At 66.7% G+C, this 21316-nt stretch carries 25 protein-coding genes and 4 tRNA genes; 10 read left to right on the top strand and 19 right to left on the bottom strand.

Annotation, left to right across the window (positions count from 1 at the left end):
- Nucleotides 1-85 precede the first annotated feature (85 nt).
- Nucleotides 86-1060 (bottom strand): GAF domain-containing protein, encoded by a 975-nt coding sequence (locus Q7J26_RS03505; RefSeq protein ID WP_304935121.1) that lies wholly within the window; start codon nt 1058-1060, stop codon nt 86-88.
- A 201-nt stretch (nt 1061-1261) separates the two neighbouring features.
- Here Q7J26_RS03505 and Q7J26_RS03500 point away from each other — a divergent pair, with 201 nt between their 5' ends.
- Nucleotides 1262-1684 carry a DUF2147 domain-containing protein gene (locus Q7J26_RS03500; protein WP_304935120.1) on the top strand — a complete coding sequence of 141 codons (423 nt, stop codon included), beginning with the start codon at nt 1262-1264 and terminating at the stop codon, nt 1682-1684.
- Between the two features lie 99 nt (nt 1685-1783).
- Here Q7J26_RS03500 and Q7J26_RS03495 read toward each other — a convergent pair whose 3' ends face one another.
- The 14 genes from Q7J26_RS03495 to Q7J26_RS03430 form a co-directional block, all read right to left on the bottom strand.
- Nucleotides 1784-2770 carry an aldo/keto reductase gene (locus tag Q7J26_RS03495; RefSeq protein WP_304935119.1) on the bottom strand — a complete coding sequence of 329 codons (987 nt, stop codon included), beginning with the start codon at nt 2768-2770 and terminating at the stop codon, nt 1784-1786.
- A 101-nt stretch (nt 2771-2871) separates the two neighbouring features.
- Nucleotides 2872-2948, bottom strand: a tRNA-His gene (locus Q7J26_RS03490).
- 126 nt (nt 2949-3074) lie between these two features.
- Entirely contained in the window at nt 3075-3788 is a 714-nt protein-coding gene (locus tag Q7J26_RS03485; protein WP_304935118.1) for an energy transducer TonB, read from the bottom strand.
- 14 nt (nt 3789-3802) lie between these two features.
- Nucleotides 3803-4237, bottom strand: a complete 435-nt coding sequence (locus Q7J26_RS03480) for a biopolymer transporter ExbD (protein WP_304935117.1) — start codon at nt 4235-4237, stop codon at nt 3803-3805.
- 5 nt (nt 4238-4242) lie between these two features.
- Nucleotides 4243-5130: a MotA/TolQ/ExbB proton channel family protein gene (locus Q7J26_RS03475; RefSeq protein ID WP_304935116.1), complete on the bottom strand. Its 888-nt coding sequence runs from the start codon at nt 5128-5130 to the stop codon at nt 4243-4245.
- 548 nt (nt 5131-5678) lie between these two features.
- Nucleotides 5679-5754: transfer RNA gene (locus tag Q7J26_RS03470), tRNA-Phe, on the bottom strand.
- A gap of 63 nt (nt 5755-5817) precedes the next feature.
- The gene (locus tag Q7J26_RS03465) at nt 5818-5982 is read right to left on the bottom strand and encodes a DNA gyrase inhibitor YacG (RefSeq protein ID WP_008259215.1); all 165 of its coding nucleotides are present in this window, start codon (nt 5980-5982) and stop codon (nt 5818-5820) included.
- A complete protein-coding gene (locus Q7J26_RS03460; RefSeq protein ID WP_304935115.1) occupies nt 5979-7019 on the bottom strand; it encodes a ribonuclease E/G in 1041 nt (346 codons plus the stop codon). The genes Q7J26_RS03465 and Q7J26_RS03460 overlap by 4 nt, the downstream gene beginning before the upstream one ends.
- On the bottom strand, nt 7016-7591 hold the full coding sequence (locus Q7J26_RS03455; RefSeq protein WP_304935114.1) for a nucleoside triphosphate pyrophosphatase: 576 nt from the start codon (nt 7589-7591) through the stop codon (nt 7016-7018). Before Q7J26_RS03455 ends, Q7J26_RS03460 begins: the two co-directional genes overlap by 4 nt.
- Before the next feature lie 12 nt (nt 7592-7603).
- The gene (gene infA, locus Q7J26_RS03450) at nt 7604-7822 is read right to left on the bottom strand and encodes a translation initiation factor IF-1 (protein ID WP_008261544.1); all 219 of its coding nucleotides are present in this window, start codon (nt 7820-7822) and stop codon (nt 7604-7606) included.
- A gap of 103 nt (nt 7823-7925) precedes the next feature.
- A complete protein-coding gene (locus Q7J26_RS03445; RefSeq protein ID WP_304935113.1) occupies nt 7926-8393 on the bottom strand; it encodes a UPF0262 family protein in 468 nt (155 codons plus the stop codon).
- On the bottom strand, nt 8390-8890 hold the full coding sequence (locus tag Q7J26_RS03440) for a DUF2948 family protein (RefSeq protein WP_304935112.1): 501 nt from the start codon (nt 8888-8890) through the stop codon (nt 8390-8392). Before Q7J26_RS03440 ends, Q7J26_RS03445 begins: the two co-directional genes overlap by 4 nt.
- Entirely contained in the window at nt 8890-10182 is a 1293-nt protein-coding gene (murA, locus tag Q7J26_RS03435; RefSeq protein WP_304935111.1) for a UDP-N-acetylglucosamine 1-carboxyvinyltransferase, read from the bottom strand. Before murA ends, Q7J26_RS03440 begins: the two co-directional genes overlap by 1 nt.
- Before the next feature lie 102 nt (nt 10183-10284).
- A complete protein-coding gene (locus tag Q7J26_RS03430) occupies nt 10285-10479 on the bottom strand; it encodes a hypothetical protein (RefSeq protein WP_304935110.1) in 195 nt (64 codons plus the stop codon).
- A 110-nt stretch (nt 10480-10589) separates the two neighbouring features.
- On the opposite strand from Q7J26_RS03430, the gene Q7J26_RS03425 reads away from it, so the two are divergent.
- From Q7J26_RS03425 to Q7J26_RS03415, 3 genes are all read left to right on the top strand, one after another.
- A tRNA-Thr gene (locus Q7J26_RS03425) sits at nt 10590-10664 on the top strand.
- Between the two features lie 66 nt (nt 10665-10730).
- A complete protein-coding gene (locus Q7J26_RS03420) occupies nt 10731-12029 on the top strand; it encodes an amino acid permease (RefSeq protein WP_304935109.1) in 1299 nt (432 codons plus the stop codon).
- A 125-nt stretch (nt 12030-12154) separates the two neighbouring features.
- Nucleotides 12155-12601, top strand: a complete 447-nt coding sequence (locus Q7J26_RS03415; RefSeq protein WP_304935108.1) for a hypothetical protein — start codon at nt 12155-12157, stop codon at nt 12599-12601.
- Nucleotides 12602-12675: 74 nt separating this feature from the next.
- Here Q7J26_RS03415 and Q7J26_RS03410 read toward each other — a convergent pair whose 3' ends face one another.
- The 4 genes from Q7J26_RS03410 to lipB form a co-directional block, all read right to left on the bottom strand.
- Nucleotides 12676-13275: a hypothetical protein gene (locus Q7J26_RS03410; protein WP_304935107.1), complete on the bottom strand. Its 600-nt coding sequence runs from the start codon at nt 13273-13275 to the stop codon at nt 12676-12678.
- Between the two features lie 48 nt (nt 13276-13323).
- Nucleotides 13324-13818 (bottom strand): peptide-methionine (R)-S-oxide reductase MsrB, encoded by a 495-nt coding sequence (msrB, locus tag Q7J26_RS03405; protein WP_304935106.1) that lies wholly within the window; start codon nt 13816-13818, stop codon nt 13324-13326.
- 75 nt (nt 13819-13893) lie between these two features.
- Entirely contained in the window at nt 13894-15378 is a 1485-nt protein-coding gene (locus tag Q7J26_RS03400) for a hypothetical protein (protein WP_304935105.1), read from the bottom strand.
- 125 nt (nt 15379-15503) lie between these two features.
- Complete coding sequence (gene lipB, locus Q7J26_RS03395; protein WP_304935104.1) at nt 15504-16220, bottom strand: lipoyl(octanoyl) transferase LipB; 717 nt, start codon at nt 16218-16220, stop codon at nt 15504-15506.
- A gap of 65 nt (nt 16221-16285) precedes the next feature.
- Between lipB and Q7J26_RS03390 the strand changes: the two genes are divergently transcribed.
- The 6 genes from Q7J26_RS03390 (at nt 16286) to Q7J26_RS03365 (ending at nt 21264) form a co-directional block, all read left to right on the top strand.
- Nucleotides 16286-16537: a FliM/FliN family flagellar motor switch protein gene (locus Q7J26_RS03390; RefSeq protein ID WP_304935103.1), complete on the top strand. Its 252-nt coding sequence runs from the start codon at nt 16286-16288 to the stop codon at nt 16535-16537.
- Between the two features lie 97 nt (nt 16538-16634).
- Nucleotides 16635-16719, top strand: a tRNA-Leu gene (locus Q7J26_RS03385).
- Between the two features lie 62 nt (nt 16720-16781).
- On the top strand, nt 16782-18200 hold the full coding sequence (gene mgtE, locus Q7J26_RS03380; protein WP_304935102.1) for a magnesium transporter: 1419 nt from the start codon (nt 16782-16784) through the stop codon (nt 18198-18200).
- A 69-nt stretch (nt 18201-18269) separates the two neighbouring features.
- Nucleotides 18270-19832 carry a lysozyme gene (locus tag Q7J26_RS03375; protein WP_304935101.1) on the top strand — a complete coding sequence of 521 codons (1563 nt, stop codon included), beginning with the start codon at nt 18270-18272 and terminating at the stop codon, nt 19830-19832.
- Between the two features lie 43 nt (nt 19833-19875).
- Nucleotides 19876-21045 carry an isovaleryl-CoA dehydrogenase gene (locus tag Q7J26_RS03370; RefSeq protein ID WP_304935100.1) on the top strand — a complete coding sequence of 390 codons (1170 nt, stop codon included), beginning with the start codon at nt 19876-19878 and terminating at the stop codon, nt 21043-21045.
- 30 nt (nt 21046-21075) lie between these two features.
- Nucleotides 21076-21264, top strand: a complete 189-nt coding sequence (locus Q7J26_RS03365; RefSeq protein ID WP_035305524.1) for a DUF3008 family protein — start codon at nt 21076-21078, stop codon at nt 21262-21264.
- The last annotated feature ends 52 nt before the right edge of the window (nt 21265-21316 follow it).

Raw genomic sequence — 21316 nt, 5'->3', positions numbered from 1 at the left:
CGCAAGCTCGGCCCGCCCCGGCCGATCCGCCAGACGGGGGTTCCATGGTGCAGCGCAAACCTGTCGCAGACCTGCGACAGTCGGCTCAGTGGGCTTCGCGGGACAGGCCCAGTCGGTGCAGCTTGCGGTGCAGGGTCGCGCGGCTGACCCCCAGGGCCCGCGCCGCCGCTGAGACATTGCCGCCGCTGCGCGCCAGGGCGCGACGCACCGCCCCCCGTTCGGCCTCCAGCAGCTCCGTCTCGACACAGCCCGCCCCCAGCACCTCGGACGCCGCCAGCTGGGCCGCGATCCGCTCGTCGGTGATGGACAGGGCCAGGCGGGCGGCGCGGGTGGCGCCGATCACCAGGTCATCCCGATCCACCGCCAGCAGGGCCGCCGCATTGCGTTCGACCGCATCCCCGGCCAGGACGATCCGCGCCTGGGAAAAGGCCTGGCGGAAGGTCTGAGCCTCGATGGCTCGCGCCGCGTCCGCCACGGCCGCCGCGATCAGGCCCAGCACGCCCGCAGTCGCATCGGCGCGACAGGACGAGACGTCCAGCAGACCGGCGAGGCGTCCCAGATGATCGTGGATCGGATGGCTGGTGCAGCTCAGGGCCGTATTGCGAGTGTGGAAATGCTGGTCGCGATGGATGGTCACGGGCCGATGTTCCGCCAGGGCCGTGCCGATGCCATTGGTGCCCTCGACCGCCTCGGACCAAATTGCGCCGGGCCACAGCCCCCAGCGGCGAAAGATTTCGTCATCCGCCGCCGCCCCCCGGCGCTCCAACGGCACCCCGTCGGCGTTGGTCAGCAGGATGCAGCAGCCGGTGTCGCCGACGGCCAGGAACAGCCGGTCCAGCACCCCCTGCGCCGCCCGCGTCATCGGCTCCATCGCCTGCCGCGCCTCAAGAAATTGCGCCTCTGTCAAGGTTTGGGCGCGGCCGCCGTCTTCCGGATCCAGGCCGTACAGCGACATGGACCGACGCCAGGATGCGGCGAGCGCAGAGCGCGCCGGCTCGGCCCCGTTGTCCAGCGCCTGTTTGATAAGGCTTCCGTGGTCGTTTCCTGGTCGGTCGGCCATGGTGTCTCCCAAGGCTTGTTTTGCCGGATCAGACGCCTGCTGCGCGACAAGGTCAATGCGGCCTGACCGCCTGGCTAAAAGCTTCCCTAAGGGACGGTTTTCATTAGCGAAGCAGATCAGTTCAGCCTTGTTTTGAACCGAAACCCGGATCACCTTGATCGCCAACGGGCCGCCGAACCGGCCTGAGCAAAGGAAACGACCATGAAGACCAAGATCATGTTGGCCGCCGCCGCCCTGGCGACCGCCCTCGCCTCCCCCGCCCTGGCCGCCGATCCGACCGGCCTGTGGCAGACCCCGACCAATGGCGGCCAGGTGCGGATCGCCCGCTGCGGCCAAGCCCTGTGCGGGACCCTGGTGAACTCGGACCACATCCGGACCGACGCCAACGCCCGCGACGAGCACAATCGCGACACCGCCCTGCGCGGCCGCACCCTGCGCAACCTGCCCATGCTGACCGGCTTCACCGGCGGCCCGACCGAATGGCGCAACGGCTCGGTCTATAATCCGGCCGACGGCCGCACCTATCGCGGCACCATCACCATGACCAACGACAACAGCCTGAACCTGCGCGGCTGCGTCGTCGCGCCCCTGTGCAAGACCCAGACCTGGACCCGTATCCAGTAGGCCCGTCCAGACGCAAAGAGGCCCGGCCGGAGCGATCCGGCCGGGCCTTTTCATGTCTACCGTCAAGCCTGACGGTTCGGACTCAGTTGGGCTGCGACCTCAGTGGTTCAGGGCCGCGCGCGCCGCCTCGGCGTAGCGGTGGCCCACGGCGGCGCCCTTGGGGAAGACCGCATCGATGCGCGCCAGGTCTTCCGGCGTCAGGACGATGTCCGCTGCGGCCACGTTCTGTTCCAGAGTGGCCACGCGGCGCGTGCCGGGGATCGGAACCAGATCCTCGCCCTGGGCCAGGACCCAGGCCAGGGCCAGTTGGGCGGCGGTCACGCCGTTGTCGGCGGCGATGGTCTTCACCGCCTCGACCAGATCCAGGTTCTTCTGGAAATTCTCGCCCATGAAGCGGGGGTTGGTGCGGCGGAAGTCGTCCGCCTCCAGATCGTCGATGGACTTGATGTCGCCGGACAGGAAGCCCCGGCCCAACGGACTGTAAGGCACGAAGCCTATGCCCAGTTCACGCACGACCGCGAACAGTTCGTCCTCCGGATCTCGGGTCCACAACGAATACTCGGTCTGGAGCGCTGTGATCGGATGTGTCGCATGGGCCTTGCGCAGGGTCTCCGGCGCCGCCTCGGACAGGCCCAGGAAGCGGACCTTGCCCTCCTTGACCAGTTCGGCCATGGCCCCGACCGTCTCCTCGATCGGCGTGTCGGGATCGACCCGGTGCAGATAGTACAGATCGACGTGATCGACGCCGAGGCGCTGAAGACTGCCCTCGATGGCGCGGCGGACATTGGCCGGGCTGCCGTCGACCAATAGCTTGGAACGGTCGGCGTTGTAGTTGATGCCGAATTTTGTGGCGATGAAGGCCTGATCGCGCCGGTCCTTCAGCGCCTTGCCGACCAGCATCTCATTGGTGTGCGGGCCGTACATCTCGGCGGTGTCGAACAGGGTGACGCCCAGGTCGAGGGCGCGGTGGATGACGGATATGGACCGGGCCTCGTCCGCGCCGCCGTAGAAGGCGCTCATGCCCATACAGCCCAGGCCTATGGCCGAAACCTCGGGACCGTTCGGGCCCAACTTGCGCGTCTTCATCTGCGCTCTCCTGTCGATGTGGGGGATCAGCGCGGAAACACGCCGACGACCAGGAGATGGTCACTGGGGCGGCGGGCTGCAAGCCCCGCCACGCTGCGCGATGGTACCGCCTCTCAGGCTTGAACTGAGGACCTCCGGTTCCACAAACCGGCGCTCTAACCAACTGAGCTAAGGCGGCCCGCGCGTCGCGAGGGGCGTTCTCTACCGGGACTGTGGCAGGGGATCAAGGCGTCGTTGCGCCTGATGCAAAGAAAAACGCCCCGGCCGAAACCGGGGCGTTCTGTCTTGTTGAACTCGCCTTCGCCTACTGGAGACGGAAGCGAACCGTAAAGCGGGCCTGACCGCCTTGAGCCACACCGTCCACGGTGCCGGGCGAGAACCGCGCCGAACGCATGGAGCGAAGAGCGGCCTGACCGAAACCAGAGCCCGAGGGCGTCTCGGAAACCACACTGCAGTTCGTCGGCGTGCCGTTGGCGGCGACAGTGCAGAGCAGGGTCACGGTGCCGCCTTCGATACCGCGCTCCTGAGCACGCTCAGGGAACTCGGGTTGAGGCTGACGCGACCAGGCGACGCTGGTCACCACCGCAGGACGAGCCGGGGCCGGCGGCGCCGGAGGCGGCGGCGGTCCAGGAATGTTCACGGGCGGACCCGTGTACTCGACCCGGTCTTCCTTCTTCGTCGGCGTGATGTTCACCGGCGGAGGAGGAACCACGTTCGGAACCGGAGCCGGCACCCGCACCTGAAGCTTGGGCGGCGGCGGCTGATCCGTCGGCGGAGGCGGCGGGGGCGGAGGCGGCGGAGGCGGCGGAACCGGCTCGACCAACTCGACCTCGACGGACTCGTCGACGTAGTTGAACTCCTTCAGTTTGAACTTCGACTGCTGAAGGAAGAAGATCAGCAATGCGAACAGGATCGTAACAACCAGGAGGCAAACGATCAGCACGGGGTAAGAAACCCCCATGAAACCCTTGGCCTTCGGTACGTCGTAACGACTGCGATGATATTCGACGTCTGTCATACTATCCCCGCGCTCTAGCTCGTCGCCTGGTCTTCGCCGACCAGTGCAACGCTGTAGAAGCCGTTATCCTGCAAAGCGTTCATGACCTGCATGAAATCACCGTAGCGGGTGTTTTGGTCGCCCCGAATGAAGATCCGCTCATCCGCCGGGTTCCGGGACCCGATCTGCTTCAGCAGATCTTCGCCCAGGGATCCGACGTCGGTCTGGAAGTCGCCCACAAAGACGTCGCCGTCATTCTGGATCGAAATATAGACCGGCTTGGGCGGGTTCGGGGCCGCCTTGGCGACGGCGATGGGCAACTCGACCGGCACCGACACGGAAGCGAGCGGAGCCGCGACCATGAAGATGATGAGGAGGACCAACATGATGTCAACGAAAGGCGTGACGTTGATATCGCTGTTGGCCTCGACCTTGTTGCCGCCGCCGCCCGATTTAATCTTGGCGGCCATCCGTCTTACGCCCCCTTGTCGAGCTGACGCGAGATGCCGTTCAGCAGCTCAGCGGCGAAGCCATCGGCACGGGTGCCGTAGGCGGCGATGCGGGTGTTGAAGTAGTTGTAGAAGACAACGGCCGGGATAGCGGCGAACAGACCGATGCCGGTGGCCAGCAGAGCTTCAGCGATACCCGGGGCAACGACGGCCAGGTTGGTCGTGTTGGACTGGGCGATACCGATGAAGGAGTTCATGATGCCGTAAACCGTACCGAACAGACCGACGAACGGACCGATCGAGCCGACCGAAGCCAGGAACTGCTGTCCGCCCGACAGGCGCAGGGCCAGACCGGATTGAACGGCGGTGACAGCGGCGGCGGCGCGGCCCAGGGCCGAGTCGAGGTGATCGCCGGTGACCGACAGACCGGCCTGACGCGACATTTCGACTTCTTCGGTCGCCGCAGCGGCCATGTCAGCCAGCGGGTTGCCGTCGAACTCTTCCTGGGTCGAAACGGCGCGCATGTCCGCGATGGTGCGGGCGCCGCGGAAGGTTTCGAGGAAGTTGTCGGTCTTGCGGTTCAGAGCGCCGAACTCGAACAGCTTGATGAGCAGCAGGGTCCAGGACAGGATCGAAGCCAGAAGCAGGCCGATCATGACGACCTTAACAATCACGGTCGCTTCCATAAACATGGAGATCGGCGTGATGTCGCCGCCGTGACCGCCGCCGACGGCTTCGTTCATGCTTTCCGGGTTGGCCGCGTCGGCGGCCGGAGCCATCGCCGTCGGGGCTGCTGCGGGTGCAGCGGCCGGGGTCGGCTCGGCCGGGGCCTGGGCCAAGACCGGCGAGCTCGCCATCAGCACGGCGGCGCCGGCCATGGCGAGAAGGATGTTCGTCTTTTTGCTGTTCAGCATAATTCGCCAGTTCCTGCTTGGTCTGACTCGTGGAACCAAAGGTGCGGCCGTGTCAAAGAGCCGCCCCCCAACCTGAAAATGTTTCCTTCAACGCCCCACGTCCCATCGGGATCATCCGGGCGCTGAATTCTTTGATGAAGACGCATCCGGTTGCCCGCATCGCCTCCGTATTCGAACCGCCGGAGAACGCGTCTCCTAAGAATCCGTCTGACGCCTTTGTGGGAGGACGTCCTACCCCCTTTGGCGAACCCTTACCGGAGCGTCAAGGGAGAACAGCCGGATTTCACCCGCCGGGCGAAGTTCGAGCAAGTCTTGCTCCTTTCGACCGCCAGAAAGCCAGAAAGCGACACTTTTGTGATGATTTCGCCGCGATTAGCGCAAGCTTGTTCGAAAACCATATTCCGGAGGAGTTTTTTACTCCTCTGAGAGGGTTTCGCAGATCATCCGCCCCCAAAGCACTCGATCAGCATCGTTTCAGATGCCGTCGTTCCATGGAACGAGACCATTTGCTTGATCATTTGAGGGAAGGTCGGCGGGCCGTCGAAAGATGGTGCCTGGAGGCGGGTTCGAACCACCGACACGCGGATTTTCAATCCGCTGCTCTACCAACTGAGCTATCCAGGCGCCGACGCGGCGTCGCGAGAGGCGGGTCTATAGGCGAGCCGTTTCCGCCTGTCCAGCGTCGTTTCAGTCCTTTTCGCCATCATCTTCGGCGCCCTCGTCCAAGGCGGCCGGGATGGCGTAGCCGCCCGTGAACCAGCGCTGCAGATCCACCTCGGAGCAGCGGCGCGAGCAGAAGGGCTTGTACTTGGGATCGGCGTCGGCCTTGCGGCAGATCGGGCAGGTGCTCATCGATCCGGTCCTTCGATACGGCCGCACCCGCGCCGCACGTCAGCGTCGGCTCGCACCGAGGCGCGCGGCCCCATGCGGGCGGCCAGGGGAGCGAGAATCGCGGCCTCGTCCGGCGCACAGCGCGCGACGACGCGCGGCGACAGGGTGTCGGACAACAGTCGTCGGCGCAGCGCCCGCGCCAGGGTCAGGACCTCGGTCTGGACTGACCGCCGGCGACCAGCCTCGAACAGGATTTCTTCGATAGGGGTTCGCCGCCAAGGCAGCGACATCTGCAACAGGCCGAACCGGCTGATCGGGCCGAACACGGCCTGGGGTTCGTGGGCGAAGGCCGCGCGGGCCGCCTTGTCCCCGGCGGCGGCGTCCTCTGCGTCGCCGACCAGGTCGATGACGATCAGCCCGCCCCAGTGCCGCAGGCCGATCAGACGCGCAGCCTGGTTCAGCCCCTGACGATTCGCCGCAGCACGCGCCTGCTTCGGATCCCGCCCCGTCCCGGCCGTATGATCGATATCGACAGCAATCAGGGCGCGGGTGCGTTCGATAGCGAGATCGACCCCGTGCGAGGGGAAGACATGGCTGGGCGCCAGAGCCTCTTCCTCCGCCTCCGTCACCGCGTCGATGGCGGCGAGACCTGTGATCAAGCCCCCGCCCCCGGCGAGGTCTCTCAGTTGCGCGGCGATGCTGGGCGCCGCGTCCAATAGGCGGGGCGCCCCCTCCCCCGGCCCGAGGCGGCGCAGAACCGCGCCCTTGCCGGCGCGCGGCTCGGCGACGACCGCCGCCTCCAGCCGTTCGCCCTGGGTCAGACGTTCATTGCGATGAAAGGGCAGAAAGGCCGGCGCGCCGGCGCCCAGATCGACGAAGGCGCCGCGCAGGCCGGGATTGATCTCGGTCACCCGGCCGACGGACCGGGCGCCCAGGCGATGCTGGGGCAGATCGCCGTCACGATGGATCAGCAGATGGGTATAGCGGCCGTCGCGCGAAACTGCGCCGCGAGTCTCGCCCGGCGCCTCGTCGAGGAAGACCTCGATCTCGCCGCTCATGCCCGCCAACCCACGCCATGCAGCAACTGCACCGCCTCATAGAGGGGCAGGCCCATGACCGCGGGATGGCTGCCGACGATTCGCTGAATGAAGGCCCCGGCCGGACCCTGGATGCCGTAACCGCCGGCCTTGCCGCGCCAGTCGCCCGTGGCGACATAGGCGGCGATCTCGTGATCCGACAGCGGCTTGAAGCTGACGCGGGTCTCATTGACCCGCGACGACAGCTTGCCGTCGCGCACGACGGCCACGCCGGTGAAGACCCGGTGATTGCGGCCGGACAGCAGTTTCAGGAACCGCGTCGCCTCGGCCTCGTCCGACGCCTTCTCCAGGAAGCGACGCCCCACGGCGACCACGGTGTCGGCGGCGATGACCACCGCGTCGGGCCGTCGCGCCGCGACCACCTGGGCCTTGGACGTAGCCAGACGTTCGGCGAGACGCGTGGGCGTCTCGCCCTTCAGCGGCGTCTCGTCGATGTCGGCGGGATCGATATGGTCGGGCGTGATCCCGACCTGCGCCAGCAGTTCGATGCGGCGCGGGCTGGCCGAGGCCAGCACCAGCTCAGGCCGGCTCATACGAGCCGTCCCTTACTTGAAGCGATAGGTGATGCGACCCTTGGTCAGGTCGTAGGGGGTCATTTCCACCAGAACCTTGTCGCCGGCCAGCACGCGGATGCGGTTCTTGCGCATCTTGCCCGCCGTGTGGGCGATGATCTCGTGGTCGTTCTCGAGCGTCACGCGGAAGGTGGCGTTCGGCAGCAGTTCGCTGACGGTGCCGGGAAACTCGAGCAGTTCTTCCTTAGCCATGCGGCCTCTCACGCCCGTTGAATATGCGTTCGACCCCACGCCGGGCGGGCGCGAGGGGCGGAATGGAGGGGCCTAATGCCCGAAAACGCAGAGATAGTCGAGGTCAGCCGCGACGGTAGAGGGCGCAGAGCAGCGTAAACAGTCGTCGCGCGGTCTCGTGATCGACCACGATCTTGCCGTCCAGCCGCGCCTTGAGCTGATCGGCCCCCTCGTTGTGCAGGCCGCGCCGGCCCATGTCGACCGATTCGATCTGGCTGGCGGACGACCCGCGCAGGGCCTCGTAATAGCTGTCGCAGATCATGAGATAGTCCCTGAGCACCCCCTTCAGGGGCGTCAGGCTGATGGCGTAGGTGCGGGTGAAGCCCTCGCCATCGATGTCGAACACCAGCCGATTGTCCTGCAACGACAGCTTGAGCTTATAGGGACCACTGTCGGCGCCGACCGGTTCGAAGCTGTTCTTCTCGACCAAGTCGAAGATGGCGACGCGGCGTTCGTGCTCGATCTCGGCGGTGGCGGCGGGAAGCGTGACCGTGTCCAGCTCGACCGAGACCAGCTTGTGGACGCCGCTCATGCCGCGCTCCCTTCATCATTTTCAGGTGCGGTCAGGGGGGCCGCGTCCAGATGCGTCGGGGCGACCCGCGCCGGCCAGCGCTCGGAGATGTCCGTCACCACGGCGTCCAGGCATTCGACGTCGATTCGCAGATCGCCGCCGCCGGCGAACATCAGGATCACCCGCCCGCCCGGCGCCTCGGTCGGCATGAAATCCAGGGCCAGCAGCTCCAGCGAGGCGTCGGGGCTGCGCGACAGGCGGCGGCTCTTGACCGCCAGCACGTCGCCGAACTGCATGGCGCACATCACCCGCGTTCCGCCGCACTCCCAGCAGAAGCGGCTGAAGGCGATGGTCAGGGTGCGGGCGCCCTTTTCCCAAACGATATCGACCGGCCGCAGGATGGCGTCCTGAAGCGCGGCGGAGATAATCTGCAGATCGTCGGCGTCCTCGGCCAGCAGGCGCAGCGGTTCGACCGGCGCCTTGGCTTCGGAAATGACGCCGTCGATCTCAGTGCTCATCACCCCATCCCATCGTCTTGGCTTTTGATTCGGCGGATATCGGCGCCGCACGCGCCCAGCTTTTCTTCCAAACGCTCGAAACCGCGATCCAGATGATAGACGCGGCCGACCGTGGTTTCGCCCTCGGCGACCAGACCGGCGATGACCAGGCACATGGAGGCCCGCAGATCGGTGGCCATCACCTGGGCGCCGTGCAGCACCTCGACTCCATGAACTTGCGCCTCGCCGGCGTGGACCGAGATCTCGGCCCCCAGCCGCGCCAGCTCCGGCACATGCATGAACCGGTTCTCGAAAATGGTCTCGCGCACGGTGCTGACCCCGTCGGCCGTGGTCATCAGGGCCATGAACTGGGCCTGCAGGTCAGTGGCGAAGCCGGGATAGATGGCGGTTTCGATATCGACCGCCTGCAACCGGACCTTCGGATCGCGCTTGATCAACACGCCGTCGGCGGTGGGCGACACCTCGACCCCGGCCTCGATCATCTTGTCGGTCAGGGCGCCGATCAGTTCGGCCCGCGCCTTGGTCAGACGCACCTCGCCCCCCGCCATGGCGGCGGCGACGGCGTAGGAGCCCATTTCGATTCGGTCGGGAATCACCGACCAGGTCGTGCCGTTCAGCGACGAAACCCCGGTGATGGTCAGGACGTCGGTGTCTATGCCCTCGATCTTCGCGCCCATGGCGGTCAGACAGCGGGCCAGGTCGCCGATCTCCGGCTCGCGCGCGGCGCGGCGCAGCACGGTCGTCCCCTGGGCCAGCACAGCGGCCAGCAGGGCGTGTTCGGTCGCGCCGACCGAGACGAACGGAAACTCGATCTCGGCGCCCTTCAGACCCGACGGAGCCTTGGCGGTGACATAGCCCTCGTCCAGCTCGATCTCGGCGCCGAGCGCCGTCAGGGCCTGGCGGTGCAGGTCCACCGGCCGCGCGCCGATGGTGCAGCCGCCGGGCAGCGAGACCTTGGCCTCGCCGGTCCGCGCCAGCAGGGGCCCCAGCACATTGAACGAGGCCCGCATCTGGCGCACCAGATCATAGGGAGCGAAGGTCGAGGTCAGGTCCTTGGCGTGGAACAGGCTCTCCTGCCCGTCCGCGCCGTCACGCTCGGTCACTTCAATGCCGAACTGGCGCAGCAGTTGCCCCAGGAACCGGGTGTCCGCCAGACGCGGCATATTGGTCAGCAGCAAGGGCTGATCCGTCAGGATCGAGGCGGCCATCAGCTTGATGGCGGAGTTCTTGGCGCCGCTGACGGGAATATCCCCGAAAAGCTGGGCGCCGCCCTGAATGGCGATACTGTCCATGACGTCCTTAAGCGCGCCCGAAGGAAACGCCTCGGGGGGATGGTTCTCTAGCAAGCCGGCGCGCGCTTGCCAAAGGGCGGAACGGGCGCAGGCCGATGACTTTCAGTTGCGGTCTTTCGGCGCGGCGGGGGTGCGGGCCGGCGCCTTGCGGCGCTTCAGGTTGGCGCGCAGGGCCGAGGCCAGTCGAATGGCCCGATCCGCCTTGGCCCGCTCGACCTCGGACGGTGCCGAAACCTCGGGGGGCGAGGCCGCAGCAACGGCGGGCGGCGTGTCGGCGTCAGGCGGGGAGCGAGTCATGTCCGGATCATGCCGTGATCAGGGGCCGTGTCCAAACTTTCTTTCAGATCATCAAAAAACCGCTTCCCTCCCCGGAAGCCTCTGGCTATACGGCCGCTTCCTCAGTCGGGGCCGCCGTAGCTCAGTGGTAGAGCGCATCCTTGGTAAGGCTGAGGTCGTGGGTTCGATTCCCCCCGGCGGCACCATCTGAGACTGAAAAGGCCCGGCGCAAGTCGGGCCTTTTTGCTATGCGCGATCAAGAGGCGACCGTCATGACCGACACCCGGAAAACGGAACCGCGCAAGCTGGGCTGGGTTCTGGCCGCCCTGCTCGTCACCGGAAACATGATCGGCTCGGGGGTCTATCTGCTGCCGGCCTCCCTGGCGTCGGTCGGCAGTTCCAGCATGGTCGGCTGGGTCGTGGCCGCCGTCGGCGCCCTGCTGCTGGCCGGGGTCTTCGCGGGCCTGGGGCGCAGGCTGCCCGCCGCCGACGGCCTGTCGGGCTATGCCGAACAGGGACTGGGTCGATTCTTCGGCTATCAGGCCTCGATCGGCTATTGGGTCGGCAACTGGCTGGGCAATGTCGCCATCGCCGTGGCCCCCACCGGCTATCTGGCGCATTTCTTCCCCGTGCTGGCGGAACGCTGGCCCAGCGTGATCTGCAATATCGCCCTGCTGTGGCTGACTACCTTCCTCTATATGGCCGGACCGCGCGCGGTGGCGCGTTTCGGCGGCCTGTCGCTGGGGATCGGCCTGATTCCCCTGGCCATCGCCGCCGTCGCCGGCGCAATGGCCTTCGATCCCCAGATTTTCGCCGCCTCCTGGTCGCCGGACGGCGCGGGGCTGGTGGCCAGCGTTCCCGCCTCGATGGCCCTGATCTTCTGGGCCTTCCTCGGCTTCGAGAGCGCCGGGGTCGTGGCCCAGCGGCTTAAGAATCCCGAGCGCGACGTCGGCCGCGCCACCTTCGCCGGGGTCGGCCTGGCGGCGGTCATCTATATTGCGGTCAGCGCGGCCATCTTCGGGGTGATTCCGGCGGCTGAACTGGCGAAATCCAGCAGCCCCTTCGCCGATGTGGCCGCACGGGTGATCGGCGGCGGCGCGGCGGGCTTCGTCGCCGTCTGCGCCATCGCCAAGACCCTGGGCACCCTGGGCGGCTGGATGATGCCGACCGGCGAGACCGCCCGCGCCGGGGCCCGTCAGGGCTTCCTGCCTCGCATCTTCGGCCGAGGCGCCCTGACCCCGCCCGCCAATCCGCCGATCCACGGCGGCCTGATGACCCTGATGGTGCTGATCAGCGCCCAGCCGCGCCTGGCCGGCCAGTTCAGCCTGCTGATCGGCGCGACCACCGTGCTGTTCCTGGTCGTCTACGGCCTGTGCTGCGCCGCCCTGTTCCGGTTCAGCGACCGCTGGCCCGCGCGCCTGGCCGCTCTGGGCGGGCTGAGCTTCTGCGGCTGGGCGGTCGTGATGTCGGGCTGGACCTTCCTGGGCATCGCCCTGGCCTTCTTCGCCGCGACGACCGTGGGATGGCTGTTCGTTCGGAAGACGGGCGATCTGGCGGAGGGGTTGGTCTAGAGGTGTAGGAACGGACGTCGAGAACGTCAGCTTAGGGTGGAAAGCGGACATGGGCATGCTAAGTTTCCCGTATGTCCGACGGCGCTGAATGCACAGATCGCCCCTGTACGATGACCGCGAGCGCCATGAAATTGGCGCTGATCATGCTGGCGTCTTTCGGGATCGCGAGTTGCGGCTGGGTTAGAGACCCTTCTGCGCCCTCGCTTATCGGCTACTGGTACCCTGTTGAGATAAACGGCGAGCCGACGGTAGGCTCGAATATCGAGCTACATCTCAAAGGCATAAACCCTGACGCCCTGACGTTCACGGGCTATCAACTGTATATTGACTGCGGCGATAGCGGTCGCTTGGATGAGAAGCGCGGCGTCTTGATCAGCAACGAACGAATGGCTGCTCGGGCGCCTCAAGATCAATGCAATGTCCGTGACCCCATGCGTTTGGATGCATTGCGTCGAATGACACACGAAGGGGTCAGGGTTCGATTAGATCCGGAGTTATTCTCTGCGACGTTTTCAACCGAGAGCGGCCAGACTGCACGCTTCGATTTTATGGACACGACACTAATCGAGTGAGGCTTTTAAGGTCCGCTATGGGTCGATTTGCGACCTCGGCGCTCAGCCTAAAACTGGACGATGCGATAGCCGCGTCAGTCGTAGGCCGACAGCCCCCGCCGCCACGGATCGCGGTCTTCAGCATCGTCATCCTTGCTCCAGCTGAAGCCTAGCGACAGCGACTTGCTGGTCGAATCGGCGCCGTAGCCGCGGCCGGACCAGCCGCCGTGGGGCGCGTAGTAGCCCGGCCCGCGCAGGCCGTATCCGCCGCCATAGCCATAGCCCCAGGGCTGGTTGCGGCCCTCGCGATAGGCCAGGTCCAGACGGCCGTTCTCGCCGACCGGCAGGGACACCGCCGCGCCATAGCTGCGGTAGCCGCCGGTGCCGATGCCGGCCTCGACCATGCCGTGCATCTGGCGGTCATCCTGTGGACCCGGCGCGGAGGCTTCGTCGAAGCTGGCGCCGGGGGTGCGGCTGTCGATCCAGTGCTGGATCTGCTGTTCGGTGGTCAGGCCGTGGGGCGTAGCGTCCTGGGCCGTGGGGGCGGCGACGGCGGCCTCGGGCGCGGCGGCCATGGCCTGGGCCAGGGTCGGGGCGTTGGATGGCGCGGTGGTGACCACGCCGTCGGGATCGCCACCCGACATCGCCCCCGACATCGTCAGAGCCATACCCGCCAAGAGTCCTGCGATCAGCATGCGCCGCCTCCGTTCAAAATCATCCTAGCACAGCGAATGCGGCCAAGGTCAGGCGTCGCCGTCGCCGCGATGCAACGGATCCGACAGGCGCTCGCCCTCGGCCACGAAGGACAGGGCCACCGAGTTGATGCAATAGCGGTTTCCGGTCGGCGGCGGGCCGTCGGGGAAGACGTGGCCCTGGTGGCTGCCGCAGCGGGCGCACTGGGTCTCGATGCGGACCATGCCGTAGCTGGTGTCGCGGATTTCGTGGACATGGGCCGGATCGACCGGCTCGGTGAAGCTGGGCCAGCCGGTGCCGCTCTCGAACTTGGTGCGGCTGCGGAACAGGGGCAGGCCGCATTCGCGGCAGCAGAAGACCCCCGCCCGCTTCTCACCCAGCAGGGTGCCGCAGAAGGGCGCCTCGGTGCCGTGCGACAGCAGGACGCGCTTCTCCTCGGGGTTCAGGTCGGCTTCCAGCCGGGCGCGTTCAGCGTCATCCGGCGGAGTCAGGTCATAGCCCGAGGGCGAGCGCAGGCGGTCGGACGGGGGGGCGAGATCGGTCATGACCTCCAAATAAGAAGGGGCGGGCCGAGGTTCCACCCCTGCCCGCCCCCACAGCCCGTTCGATCGGGACGTTTTTTACTGGAACAGGCTTCCCACCCAGGCGCGGACGGCGGTCTCGTCGGTCGGATCGCCGGTGTAGGCCAGGCCCTGGACCGGGGTGAAGGGCATGTCATTGCCGCGCTGGCGGGTCATCCAGGCCTTGTGGCCATAGCTGAGGTCCGCATAGTTCGACGGCAGGCGCAGGACGGTCGGCTCGATGAAGATCGAGTCCTCGGCCGTCACCGAACCGGCCAGGCGCACGTTCGGCAGACGGGTCAGCAGGTCCAGCGTGTCCAGGCAGCCGCTGGTGCAGCCGCCGTCCACCAGAACGATCACCGGACCGGCGACCGGATTGGCCGTGCCGGTGTCCGCGACCGACGGGCGGCCCGGCAGGGTGAAGGTGGCCTGATTGGCGGCCAGGGCCGAATCAAAGGCGGCGACGATGGCCTGGGTCTGCTCGATGACCGCGCCCGACTCCTGCACGAAGCGCGGATCGGCCTGCATCCGGTTCAGGGTGTCGACGAACCACTGACGGTTGGTCGGGGTGGCGCGATAGGTGATGGAGCCGGCCTCGGGCTGGCGGCTGACGGTGAACTCGGGCGTCCAGATCCGGTTGGCCAGGCCATAGCCCCGGCCCGTCGCGTTCAGCGACGCGCCATTGGCGCCCCGCAGGTCGATGACGAAGCCCTGTGGCCCGCGGAGGGCGGCCAGTTGGCCCTCGACCGCAGCATAGAAGGCGTCCCAGCCCGCTTCGTCCGCCAGACTATGGACGTGGATCCAGGGACGGCCGTTGACCGTCTCGATCGCCAGGGGATTGGCCGGGGGCATATAGACGGTGGCGCGATAGGCGGCTTCCAGCGCCCCGGCCTCGGCGGGTTGCGGCTGCATCTGGAACTCGCGCTCCCGACGGCCGACCTTGAAGGTGCAGAGCGACGGCACGCCGCTGGTCAGCGGATTGTTGCGGTTCCACAGAAGATAGGGCGCCGTGCGGACGCGGCCGGCCTCGGTCGTCAGATCGCCTTCCCAACGGTCCAGGCGTTCGTCGGCCAGTTGCGCCGCAGTCTTGTCGCCGCATTTCACCAGGGTCGAGCCGACCGGCGGAAGGCTGCGTACGCCGGGCTTCACATAGGAGACCACATATTCGCCGTTGCGCCAGGCCGTCGTCAGACCCGGCCAGCCGATGGCGAAATAGGGACCCAGACCCTCATAGGTCGGGCGGGTCGCGATGTTCGAATCGCGGAAGCCGTTGGCGTAATAGCGCAGCAGATAGGCGTGGCTGTCGCCGCTGTTGACGCGACCGGCCTTGCTCTGGGCGTCGGCCAAGCCGGTGTCGATCCAGGCCCGGAAGGCCTCGCCCGGCGCGCCGGGCACGACGGCGGCGGGGTGGTTGGCGGCCAGGACGTCATGGACCGTCTGCAGGTCCTGCTGCGCGAGGGCGCGGAAATCCTGGGCGGAGGCGGCGCCGGCGGCCAGTGTCAGGGACACGACGGCGGCCGAGGCGGCGGCGATCAGGCGGTTCATGGAGGCTCCTGGGCTTGGACGATAAGCTTGGCGCCGCCGTTAAACCTTATGCCTCCCACGCTTGCCAACCCCCGCCGCCGTCCTTTCGCCCAAATGTCATACCGATTGCGGCGAAGCGGCGCAGGTCAAAGCGGCGAAGCCGCTTCCACGGTCGCGCCGAACAGGCGATGAAAACTGGTCTTCAGCGCCGCGTCCGCCTCGTCCATGGTGGCCAGAACGCCCAGATCGACCAGACTGGTGACACCATGCTCCTGAATTCCGCAGGGCACGATGCCGCCGAAATGATCCAGGTCCGGCTCGACGTTCAGGCTGACGCCGTGGAAGCTGACCCATTTGCGCACCTTGACGCCGATGGCGGCGATCTTGTCCTCGCGCGACCAGCCCGCGCCCTTGCGCTCGACCCAGACCCCGACCCGTCCCTCGCGCACGTCGGCCGTGACGCCGAACTGGGCCAGCCCGCCGATCAGCCATTGCTCCAGCCCCCTGACGAAAGCGCGCACGTCGCGGCCGCGCCGGTTCAGGTCCAGCATGACATAGGCCACCCGCTGGCCCGGCCCATGATAGGTGAACTGCCCGCCCCGTCCCGTCCGGTGAACCGGGAAGCGGCCGGCGTCGAGCAGGTCTTCGTCCCGCGCCGACACCCCGGCGGTATAGAGGGGCGGATGTTCCAGCAGCCAGACCATCTCGCCCGCCTCCCCCGCCGCAATGGCGGCGACACGCGCTTCCATGAAGGCCTCGGCGACGGCGTAATCGACCGGGCGGGTCGCGACGGCCCATTCGACAGGGCGATCATCGTCGCGACGCAGCTTTTGAAGTTCAGGACTTAACGGCTCGGCAAGCATAAGGCTTCAATGTGCAGCTTGAGGCGTTTCCGCAAGGGACGACCTCATAGTGAACGAGAGCGCCCGTGTCCCAAATCAACGCCGTCGACGTCGAAATCTCAGTGGTGCTGGGCCGTATGGTGCTGCCGATGTCGCAACTGCTGCGCATGGGTCGGGGCGCGGTGATTCCGCTGGACGCCTCGGAAGGCGACGAGGTCTGGATTCTGGCGAACAATCACCCCGTCGCGCGCGGCGAGATCGAGATTCGCGACGACCGGATCGCCATCACCGTGACCCGCCCGGCCGACCTCTACGACTTCATGGCGGGTTCGGCCTGACGCTTCCACCAGCCGAAACGCAAAAAGCGCGACACGGCTGAAAAGAGAGCCTTTCCTTTTCCGGCGGCTTCGTCTATTCGCCGCCGCTCCGATGCGAGCGGTCGTGGCGGAATTGGTAGACGCGCAGCGTTGAGGTCGCTGTGGGGCAACCCGTGGAAGTTCGAGTCTTCTCGACCGCACCATCTGGCTAAACAGGGCGATTCATCGGCTAACTACGGCTGGACATACCAAGGGAGGCGACCACGTGAACACCACGGACTCCGCCTTCGCTCCAGCCGAAGCGCCTGATAACGAAGACCACGCCGCCCTGGACGAGGACTATGTCCTCACCCCTCAATTCGTCGAGAAAGTCGTGGACGCCGCCGACGACGGCGACGGCATGCGGCTGCGGTCGCTGCTGGAGGATCTGCACCCCGCCGACGTCGCCGACCTGATGGGCTTCCTGACGTCGGAACACCGCGCCGTCGTGGTGCTCTGGCTGCCGCCGGAACTGCTGGCCGAGACCCTGCCCGAGCTGGACGACAGCATCCGTGAAGAGGTGCTGGAGCGGGTGCCGCACGGAACCCTGGCCGAGGCCCTGCAGGAACTGGATTCCGACGACGCCGCCGCCGTGGTCGAGGACCTTGAGGACGATCAGCGCGAACGCGTCCTGGCCGCCATGCCCGACGTCGACCGCGCGGCGATCGAGAGCAGCCTCGGCTATGACGAGGAGTCCGCCGGCCGCCTGATGCAGCGCGAGGTCATGGCCGCGCCCCAGTTCTGGAGCGTGGGCGACACCATCGACCACATCCGCAAACAGGGCGACGACCTGCCCGAACTTTTCTTCGACATCTATGTGGTCGATCCGCTGAACCGCCCGGTCGGCGGCGTGCCGATCAGCAGCCTGCTGCGTGCGCCACGCAGCGCCGCCCTGTCCGAACTGATGGAGCCGATCAATGTGATCGCCGTCGATCAGGATCAGGAAGAGGTCGCCTACATCTTCGAGAAATATCACCTGATCTCGGCCCCGGTCGTCGATGCGGGCGGTCGGCTGGTGGGTCAGATCACCGTCGATGACATCGTCAACATCATTCAGGAAGAAAACCGCGAGGACATCCTTCGCCTGGCCGGCGTCGCCGACGAGGACCGCGGTTCGTCCGTGTCCGAGATCGTGCGCGGTCGTGTGCCCTGGCTGGCCATCAATCTGGCGACGGCGGCCCTGGGCGCCAGCGTCATCGGCCTGTTCGAGGCCACCATCCAGCAGATCGTCGCCCTGGCGGTGCTGATGCCCATCGTCTCGGCCATCGGCGGCAACGCCGGGACCCAGGCCCTGACCGTCACCGTGCGCGCCCTGGCGACCCGCGAACTGAACTCGGCCAACGCCATGCGCACCTTCCTGCGTGAACTGGCGGTCGGCGTGGCCAACGGCCTGGTGCTGGCGCCTCTTATCGGGGTCGCTGCGGGGTTCTGGTTCCGCGACGAGGACTGGCGGATCGGTCTGGTCATCGGGGCGGCCATGATCCTGAACCTGCTGGTGGCGGCCTGCATCGGCGTGCTGACGCCGCTGACCCTGTCGAAGCTGAAGTTCGACCCCGCCGTATCGTCGGCGGTGTTCGTGACGGCCACGACCGACTTCTTCGGTTTCCTGATTTTCCTCGGTCTGGCCACCATCGTTTTGCTGTAGAAGCCTGGCCCCATGTTTGCTGAGACGTGGCCCTGGGCCGCGCCGCCGTCTCGCTTTGGGGCAACACCTGTGTCTGACACGCCGAAACCAACCAAGATTTCCCGCGAGGGGGTCATTCTGATCAAGAGCTTCGAGGGTTTCCGCCCCCGGGCCGTTCAGCGCGCCGACGGTCGCTGGATGATCGGCTATGGCCATACCCGTTCCGCCCGCGAAGGGCTGAGCGTGTCAGAGAGCGACGCCGAACTGCTGCTGCAGTACGACCTGATCCCGGTGGTGCGTGCCATCGCCTCCGTCCAGGCCCCGCTGAACCAGCATCAGTTCGACGCCCTGGCCAGTTTCGCCTTCTCGGTGGGGGTTGATCGCTTCACGACCTCCGACGTCCTGGCCCGATTGAACGCCGGCGCGTCCGACGAAGCCGCCGAGGCCCTGTTGGCCTGGACGGACGACAACGCGGTCGTCGCGCCGCCGCGCCGCCGCGCCGCCGAACGCGCCCTGTTCGTCGCCAATCCCGACGCGCCGGTTTCGCTGGCCGACCTTCTCGCCGCCCCCCTGCCGCCGGTGACCGCCACCCTCGTGGAGCGCACCGTCGAACCGGAGCCGTCGGCAGAGGCGGTCGCGTTTGAAAACACGGATGTCGCGCCCTTTCCCGCCTTGCCGTCGGCGACCCTAACGACAGCGGCCGCCGTCGCTGTTCTTCTGGGCGAGCACGAAGACCAGCGTCCCGTCATCATCGAAGAGACGCCGCCTGCCGAAGGGGAATCGACCCCGGACGTTCTGATCGAGACCGACGCCGCCAAAGAGGCCGAACCGGAGACAGAATCGGAGCCGCGCCCTGCGACTTCCGCGCCTCAGCCCGAAGCGACGGCCAGCGTCGCAGCCTTCTACTCCCCCTACGCCGTGCGCGCCGATGGCCCGCTGCTGGGCTTTGGAACGGGACGCCTGAACGCAAAGCCGGATGCGCCCGCCACAGCCGCCAACGACGTCGCTGCGCAACAGGTCGAGGTCGACACGACGGAAGATCGCGCCGTCGAGATTTCATTCGCTCCGACCCCGGCCCTGCCAGACTCGTCACCCAACGATTCAGCGGGCGCGAGTGAAGACGTTTCCCCGCCCGAGCCGGTGGTAGAGCCTGCGACTTCAGAAGACGCGCCTGAGACGGTTGAACCGTCGCAACTGATCGCCGAACAGGCGGTCGAAGTCCCGGTGTTCGCCGCCGCCGAACAGCCGCTGGAGCCGGTCCCGCTTGAACTGACGGCTGACCCTGTCTCGCCCCAGGAACCGTCGAACGCCCGCGTCGCATGGCCCGAGAACACGGAGACTGCCGATCCGGACCAGGCGCCTCTGTTCGGGACGGAGGAGAGTTCAGCGACCGATGAAGAGGCTCCTGTCGATTATGCTCCGGCCACGCCCCCCGCTCAGCAGGCCAGCTGGAGCGAAACCGCAACCTTTCTGGTGATGGGCGGCATCGGCATGCTATCGTTCGGCGCGGCCATGGCCGCCTTCCGCCAGTCATCCCGCTCGAGCGACGAAACCCTCCTGATCGGCTGGGTGCTCGCCGTCATCGCCCTCGCCTGCGTCGGGGTGTCGGGCTACAATCTCTACCAGCGCTGGGGCCGGGCCGACCGCGCCTAAGACTGTTTTGCGAAAGGGGATGCGCGATGCTACCCCTTTGAGCATGAGCATTCCCTTCGCGCCGCAATCCATGGAATTCAGCCTCGGCGAAAACGCCGACGCGATTCGCGATACGACCGCCCGCTGGGCCGCCGACCGGCTCGCGCCTCTGGCCGCCGAAATAGACGACAAGAACGAGTTTCGTCGCGACCTCTGGCCCGAAATGGGCGCGTTGGGCCTGCATGGAATCACCGTCGAGGAAGACTACGGCGGTCTCGGCCTGGGCTATCTGGAACATGTCGTGGCGATGGAAGAGGTGTCACGCGCCTCGGCCTCCATCGGCCTTAGCTACGGCGCCCACTCCAACCTGTGCGTCAACCAGATCCGGCGCTGGGGCACGCCCGAGCAGAAGCAGGCCTATCTGCCCCGGCTGATCAGCGGCGAACATGTCGGCGCCCTGGCCATGTCCGAGGCCGGGTCCGGGTCTGACGTGATGTCGATGCGGACGCGCGCGGACAAAAAGGGGGATCGTTACGTCCTGAACGGGACCAAGTTCTGGATCACCAACGCCCCCCATGCCGACACCCTGGTCGTCTACGCCAAGACTGACCCCGACGCCGGATCAAAGGGCTGCACCGCCTTCCTGATCGAAAAAGGCATGAAGGGATTCAGCGTCTCCAAGAAGTTGGACAAGATGGGCATGCGTGGCTCGGACACCGCCGAACTGGTGTTCGAGGACTGCGAAGTGCCGGAAGAGAACATCATGGGACCGGTGGGGGGCGGCGCCGGCGTTCTGATGAGCGGTCTGGATTACGAGCGCGCGGTCCTGGCGGCCGGCCCCTTGGGCATCATGCAGGCCGCGCTGGACGTCGTCCTACCCTATATTCGCGACCGCCAGCAGTTCGGCCGGCCGATCGGCTCATTCCAACTGATGCAGGGCAAGGTGGCGGACATGTACGTCGCCCTGAACAGCGCGCGCGCCTATGTTTATTCGGTCGCCCGTGCCTGCGACGCCGGTCTGACGACCCGCTACGACGCCGCAGGCGCCATCCTGCTGGCGTCCGAAAACGCGGTGAAGGTCACGCTTGAGGCCGTCCAGGCCCTGGGCGGCGCAGGCTACACCAGGGAATGGCCGGTCGAACGCCTGGTCCGCGACGCCAAGCTCTACGACATCGGCGCCGGCACCAACGAGATCCGGCGCTTCCTGATCGGTCGGGAACTGCTGGGCGGCTGACGGCTTCTTCCGGGCGGAAGGAGACATCCCATGCCTGCCAAATCCGCAGCCCAGCAGAAGGCCGCCGGCGCCGCCCTGTCGGCCAAGCGCGGCGATACGCCCAAGTCCGAACTAAAGGGCGCGTCCAAGTCGATGGTCGAGTCCATGACCGAGAAACAGCTTGAGGACTTCGCCCACACCAAGCGGAAGGGCAAACCCGAGCACGCGGCGAAGAAATAATCGCCTCCGGTGCGATTATTCGGCTTTGTTGCCGTTCGGTAAGTGGCGGTGA

Source organism: Brevundimonas sp. (assembly GCF_030656255.1).
In the GTDB taxonomy this organism is placed as follows: Bacteria; Pseudomonadota; Alphaproteobacteria; order Caulobacterales; family Caulobacteraceae; genus Brevundimonas.
Note: the sequence above shows the minus strand (reverse complement) of the source record. Positions and strands in the feature narration are given on the sequence as shown.